Here is a 6273-nt window from a genome sequence, read left to right on the forward strand (position 1 = left end):
AAGATTAATATGTAATTATAATTATATTATTAATAAATGAATAAAAGAATTATTTTTTACTAAAACAATTTTACATATTATAATAAATAATTTTGGAGATTTACTATGAAATTCAGTTTAGAACTACTTCCTAATGAACCAATTAAAGATATTCTAGAATTAATTAAATTAGCTGAAAATATTGGTTTTGAAAATGTATGGATAACTGATCATTATAATAATAGGGATGTTTTTGAAGTATTATCAATTGCAGCATATGAAACAAGTACAATAAAAATGGGGTCTGGTGTTTCTAATCCATATGTACGTAATCCAGTGACAATTGCAGCAGCTTCAACAACCTTGGATGAAATATCAAATGGACGTGCATTGTTAGGTGTTGGACCTGGTGACAAGGCTACAATGGAAACTTTAAATTTAAAATGGAATAAACCACTTAAAACAGTTAAAGAAGCAATTCAATCGATTAGATTACTTACAAATGGTGGAAAAATAGAGCATGGTGCATGTCTTAATGGAACATCAAAAATACAAGATTCAATACCTATATATATGGCAGCACAAGGTCCTAAAATGCTTGAAGCTTCGGGAGAAGTTGCTGATGGAACATTAATCAATGCTTCTAATCCTAAAGATTTTGAAATAGCAATTCCTTTAATAAATAAGGGTCTTTCCAAATCATCAATTTCTCAATCAAAATTTAATTATGCTGCATATACATCATGTAGTATAGATAATAATATACAACAAGCCTATTCTCAGTCAAAAATAGTTGTAGCTTTTATTATTGGTGGAGCACCAGATATAGTTCTAAATCGTCATAATATTCCAATTGAAGCTGCACATAAAATAAGAAGTTGTCTTGGAAAGTATGATTTTAAAGGAGCATCAAATTTAATTACTGAAGATATGATTCATGCATTCTGTGTATGTGGTACACCAGAGGATATAACAAATAAAATAGAACTTCTTCAAAATATTGGTGTTAATGAATTTGTTGTAGGTTCACCAATAGGAAAGGATAGAATTAAATCATTAAAATTATTAAAGGATATTATTAATTCATTTAATTAAGGGATTGGTGTTATGCAAGTACAAGTTATAAATAAACAAATAAGAGAACATTCTATTGAGAATATAATCAATAAAAGAGATAGAAAAAAGGATAAAAAACCATTACAGGCATATGCTGCAAGTTGGGCAAATAAGGATAGGTTATATGATAGTGTAGGATATACTATTTTTATAGTACTTCCAACTAGTGGTTGTCAATGGGCTACAGAAAGTGGTGGATGTACAATGTGTAGTTATATTGCAGATTCACCATTATGTGAAATTTCAGATGAAAATCTAATTGAAATATTTGATAATGAATGGAAAAAACAATTAGAAAAAACTGATATTACATCCCATGAAAATGTTGCTATAAAATTGTTTGTATCTGGAAGTTTTCTAAATAAAAATGAAGTGGATGTTAAAGTTCAAGAACACATATTTAATGTATTTAGTAAATATGATAATATAAAAGAAGTAATAGTTGAATCAAAACCTGAATACATAGATGAAGATTCACTTAAATGGTTAGCTAGTATAATACCAGATAAAATATTTGAAATTGGTATAGGTCTTGAAACATCAAATGAAGATACTCGCCTAAATAAAATAAATAAGGGAATAACAAACAAGTCATTTGAAAGAGCTGTGGACACAATAAATTCCATAGATGAATATGATATTAGAGCAAAAGCATACCTGCTTGTAAAACCAATACTTCTCTCAGAAAAAGATGCACTAGAAGAATCAATAGAATCAGCATATTATGCAAAGAAAGTGGGAGTAAAACGTTTAGCATACTGTCCATCAACAGTGCATGGTGGAACATTAATGGACTATTTATGGAAGAGAGGATCATACAATCCTCCATGGATATGGACTACAATAGAAATAATAAAAGAAGTACGAAAAAATGTGGATATACCTATGATTATGGATACTGCAGGTTTTGGTACGAGAAGAGGACCATTTAATTGTAAAAAATGCAATGCAAAACTAAAAAGTTTAATAATAAAGTCTAACTTAGAACAAGAAATACCACAAGAATTGGAAGAATTTTCCTGTGAATGTAAAAATAAGTGGTATGCTGATTTAGAATTTTCTAAAATATTAAATACAACTACAAATCCAAAATCATAAAAAAAGAAGTAGTAGGTTTTATCCTAATATTTCTTTAATATCTTCCTCTGGTGTTGAAATTAATTTAAGATTGAAGTTTTCAACTAAAACACCAAGTATTGTTTCATCAACCCATGCAGGAAGTATAGGGCCAATATGTATATTTTGAAGACCTAATGCAAGTAAACTCCAAAGAATAGACACTGCTTTTTGTTCCATCCAACTTAATACAAATGTTACAGGTAAATCATTTAATCCCATATCAAATACTTCTGTTAATGCAAGTAATATTTCAGCACCTACTATAGCATCATTACATTGTCCTAAATCAATAAGTCTTGGAATTCCATCTATATCTCCAAGATCTAAATCATTAAATCTGTATTTTCCACATCCAACACATAATATTACTGTATCTTCAGGTAATTGTTTTACAAATTCTCTATAATATTCCATTTCAGATTTATATGGAACATCACATCCACCCATTACAAAGAATTGTTTGATTTTTCCACTAAGAACAGCTTCTTTAATGTTATCAGCAAGAGATAAAACTGTTGTTTTTCCAAATCCTGTGGTAAGTGTTGTTTTTTCTTCATCTTCTAATTCTGGTAATTCTAATGCTTGTTTTATTACATCACTAAAGTCAAAATCATCGATGTGTGGAGTATTTGGTAATTGTTCAATACCTGTTGTATATATACGATTAGCATATTCATCTGCAGGAATTAATCCACAATTTGTTGTTACAATTATAGGAATGTTGTATTTACTGAAGATTTCTTTTTGATCATACCATGGACCACCAAGTTGACCTTTTAGATGTTTGTATTTTCTAAGTTTAGGATATGCATGTCCTATTAACATTTCACTATGTGTGTATACATTAATTCCTTTACCTTCTGTTTGTTTTAATACTTCTTCAAGTACCTTAAGATCATGTCCAGTTACAAGAATTCCATGTCCTTTCTGTGCACCAACAAGTACTTCTGCAACTTCAGGTTCTCCATAATTTTCTATATGTGCTTGTTTAAGTCCACTCATAGCTTTTATATTTATATTTCCAGATTCTATTGCTAAATCAATACAACTTGGAATATCGAAGTTTACATTGGTTAATGTTGAATATAATCCTTTTTCTAAAAAAGCATTTATTTCTTCATCAGTAACTCCAAATTCTCTCATTTGGTAAGCATATGCAGATATTCCTTTTAATGAGAAGATAAGATTATCTTGTAATCGGGCAAGTGTTTCATTTTTTCCACATACACCTGATATTGTACATCCTTCTCCGTTTGCTGCTTGAGAACATTGATAACAAAACATATTATTATTCATATTTTCACCTATTATCTTTTTATTTAATTTGTTAGTTTTAAAATACATATAATAATTTGTAACTTTCTAAGTGAAAAAAACAGTATCTTTATATTAATATAAAAAATTAATATTAAGTATAGGTAGTAAATATGAAATCAACAAAAGATATATTGAAACAATTAGGATTAACAGATTATGAATCAAAGGTTTATATTGCACTTGTATCTTTAATAACAGCAAAGGCTGGAGAATTAAGTCAAAAATCAAAAGTTCCCAGATCAAAGATATACTCAGTACTTGAAAGTTTAGAAAAAAAAGGTTATGTTAAAATAAAAAAAACTCATCCAATAGAATATGAAGTAATCGCTCCAAAGAAAACATTTGATAACATTAAAACTCAATTTATAAACAACATAAACGATGTTCAAGAAACATTTAATAGTATATATGAGAGTAATCTTCCAAGAATTAACACATCAGTAGAGGTATATGATACAAAGGATAGAGTTGTTTTAAAACAATATGAGATTATGGCCAGAACAAAGAAAATACTTTTAATGAGAATAGGATTTATATTTCCATCTGAAATTGAAAAATTTAAGAACCATATTTTATTTCTACATGAAGAAGGAGTATCTATAAAAATTCTAGCAGCAAAATCATGTGTAGTAAACAATGAAGTTATTTCTATAGAAGAAGTACTTGATGATTTACCTGTTGATATTAAATACATCAATATTCCTACAGCCCAACTTATAATACGTGATTATAATGAAATGATGCTTGTATTTACTGAAAATGTAGGTAAATCAGTGTCTGAGAAAAAAACAGTTGGTTTATTAAATACATATTCTACAATAATTTCTAATTATGTATTAGCATTTAATAAACAATGGTATATGAATTAGTTATTTATAGATCTTTCTTAATAATTACACTACTTCTTAATCCAACACCTATTTCATCAGATATTGCTTGACATTTAGTATTAAGTAGGAAAAATACACTCCTATTAATATTCATTTCTGTTAAACCCTCATAATTTCCCATACCTTTACTTATAACAACATCACATGAATGTAATAATTCAATTAATTCATCAGAAACATAATCTTCAACAACACCTACACTTGCAGCACCTGTTGTAATTAATTTAGTATATTTATCCAATTCTAAATCTTCAGCATCAGAAAGTAATGCATCATTTAGTATTGGATTTTCTTTTAGAGCTAAAATAATCTCTAGATTATAATCTTCTTTTATTTTTTCAATTAGAAGTTTATCAAATACTATTTCACCACAATTATCTGCTAGATATAACACTGTTTTAGCAGTTTGCAGTGCTTTGTCTAATTTATCTATATGATTGATTGAAGGTTGGCGTTTTAGTTGTTCTTTAATTAATTCTTCCATGTTTGTAGATTCTTCTAATGCTCCAAAATCAATGATATTTCCAGCTACAGCTATTTTAACATAGTTTTCAAAGCTAGGATTTTCTTTTAACATGTCTTCTATTGGTGGTACTAATTTTTTTGCAAGTTGATTTCCTTGTTCACGTAATTGTTTATATGGATCGTTGTTTTTTGTTTCTTTCATAATCATATGATGTAAATCTGTTCCTAACTTGTTTGAATTTGAATCTTTTTTGAAGTGTTTTTCCATAAATTCAAGAACTTTTAATGATACATCCATACGTTTGTCATTAGCCTCTACTGCATGTTCTATAGCTTCTCTGGATTGTCTTAACATACATGATGCACATTCATAATTAACTTTCATTCTATCTTCCTCTTATTTTTTTTCTATATATTATATATGATATTCATATCTAAAAAAAATATTCTGGATATTATGTTGGATATTGTTGATTATTTTTCAATATAATTTATTCTTTAATGGTCATAGTCTTTTATTATTTTTTTAATGTATTGTTTTTTTCAAAAAATACTATTTATTTTTTTAGTTTTTATTTAATAGAACAAAATCCTTTATAAATAATAGGATTATTCTGTGAAATAGCATATATATAGTAGTTATATATTGTAGTTTAAAGGTGATTTATATGAAAATAATAGGAATAAATACAAGTCCACGTGAAGGAAGTAATGTAAGAATTGCATTAGAAAATGCACTCGAAGCTTCAAAAGCAAAAGGAGCAGAAACTGAAATATTTGATATTAATAAAATGAATATAACAGCATGTCAAGGAGATAACTACTGTAAATCCCATGAAGGAAAATGTGCAGTAGATGATGATATGCAAAAAATTTACAAAGCAATAGAAGAAGCTGATGGAGTAATACTTGCAACACCAGTATATTTCTTTGATGTAAATGCACAAGCAAAATTATTTATTGACAGATTATATTCATACTTCCAATTTCCATTTGTAGAAACCTATGGAACAAAAAAATTTGCAATGATAGTATCACAAGGAATGGAAGATCCTGAATTATTTAAAGGAACCTTAAATAAACAAGTAGAAGCATTTGGATTTTTAGGATTTGATGTACAAGGATTAACAGTAGTTCCTGATAATAATATTCCAGGTGCAATTAAAGATAAAGAAAATCAATTAGCTCAAGTAAAAGCTGTTGGAGAAAAAATTGTAGAATAAATCTACTTTTTATTTTTTATCTTTTTTTAGAAGTTTCTTTTTTTTAAAGTTTTACTTATATTTTAATTATAACTTGTCTAAAATATATCTATTCTATAATTTATATCTAATATTTTAATTAATTATTTCAACTTCAATTTTTTTTTATAATATAATAATATAAT

Annotated in this window: 6 protein-coding genes; 4 read left to right on the forward strand and 2 right to left on the reverse strand. The window is 27.2% G+C overall.

All coding sequences use genetic code 11. From position 1 onward, the window contains the following. Positions 1-105 precede the first annotated feature (105 nt). Entirely contained in the window at positions 106-1074 is a 969-nt protein-coding gene (locus A9758_RS00860; RefSeq protein WP_011406709.1) for a 5,10-methylenetetrahydromethanopterin reductase, read from the forward strand. Positions 1075-1086: 12 nt separating this feature from the next. Then, positions 1087-2193, forward strand: a complete 1107-nt coding sequence (locus A9758_RS00865; protein WP_011406708.1) for an archaeosine biosynthesis radical SAM protein RaSEA — start codon at positions 1087-1089, stop codon at positions 2191-2193. 18 nt (positions 2194-2211) lie between these two features. Here A9758_RS00865 and hcp read toward each other — a convergent pair whose 3' ends face one another. Beyond that, the gene (gene hcp / locus A9758_RS00870) at positions 2212-3510 is read right to left on the reverse strand and encodes a hydroxylamine reductase (RefSeq protein WP_048059753.1); all 1299 of its coding nucleotides are present in this window, start codon (positions 3508-3510) and stop codon (positions 2212-2214) included. Positions 3511-3641: 131 nt separating this feature from the next. Between hcp and A9758_RS00875 the strand changes: the two genes are divergently transcribed. Further along, complete coding sequence (locus tag A9758_RS00875) at positions 3642-4400, forward strand: TrmB family transcriptional regulator (protein WP_011406706.1); 759 nt, start codon at positions 3642-3644, stop codon at positions 4398-4400. A gap of 4 nt (positions 4401-4404) precedes the next feature. On the opposite strand, the gene A9758_RS00880 is transcribed toward A9758_RS00875, so the two are convergent. Further along, on the reverse strand, positions 4405-5271 hold the full coding sequence (locus tag A9758_RS00880) for a DUF89 domain-containing protein (RefSeq protein ID WP_011406705.1): 867 nt from the start codon (positions 5269-5271) through the stop codon (positions 4405-4407). A gap of 283 nt (positions 5272-5554) precedes the next feature. Here A9758_RS00880 and A9758_RS00885 point away from each other — a divergent pair, with 283 nt between their 5' ends. After that, positions 5555-6109: a flavodoxin family protein gene (locus tag A9758_RS00885; RefSeq protein ID WP_048059752.1), complete on the forward strand. Its 555-nt coding sequence runs from the start codon at positions 5555-5557 to the stop codon at positions 6107-6109. The last annotated feature ends 164 nt before the right edge of the window (positions 6110-6273 follow it).

This window comes from Methanosphaera sp. A6, assembly GCF_001729395.1.
In the GTDB taxonomy this organism is placed as follows: domain Archaea; phylum Methanobacteriota; class Methanobacteria; order Methanobacteriales; family Methanobacteriaceae; genus Methanosphaera; species Methanosphaera stadtmanae.

Bases quoted from the DNA above. Each gene is read 5' to 3' on its own strand.
- A9758_RS00860 (WP_011406709.1), top strand. From the start codon at position 106: ATGAAATTCAGTTTAGAACTACTTCCTAATGAACCAATTAAAGATATT.
- A9758_RS00865 (WP_011406708.1), top strand. From the start codon at position 1,087: ATGCAAGTACAAGTTATAAATAAACAAATAAGAGAACATTCTATTGAG.
- hcp (WP_048059753.1), bottom strand. From the start codon at position 3,510: ATGAATAATAATATGTTTTGTTATCAATGTTCTCAAGCAGCAAACGGA.
- A9758_RS00875 (WP_011406706.1), top strand. From the start codon at position 3,642: ATGAAATCAACAAAAGATATATTGAAACAATTAGGATTAACAGATTAT.
- A9758_RS00880 (WP_011406705.1), bottom strand. From the start codon at position 5,271: ATGAAAGTTAATTATGAATGTGCATCATGTATGTTAAGACAATCCAGA.
- A9758_RS00885 (WP_048059752.1), top strand. From the start codon at position 5,555: ATGAAAATAATAGGAATAAATACAAGTCCACGTGAAGGAAGTAATGTA.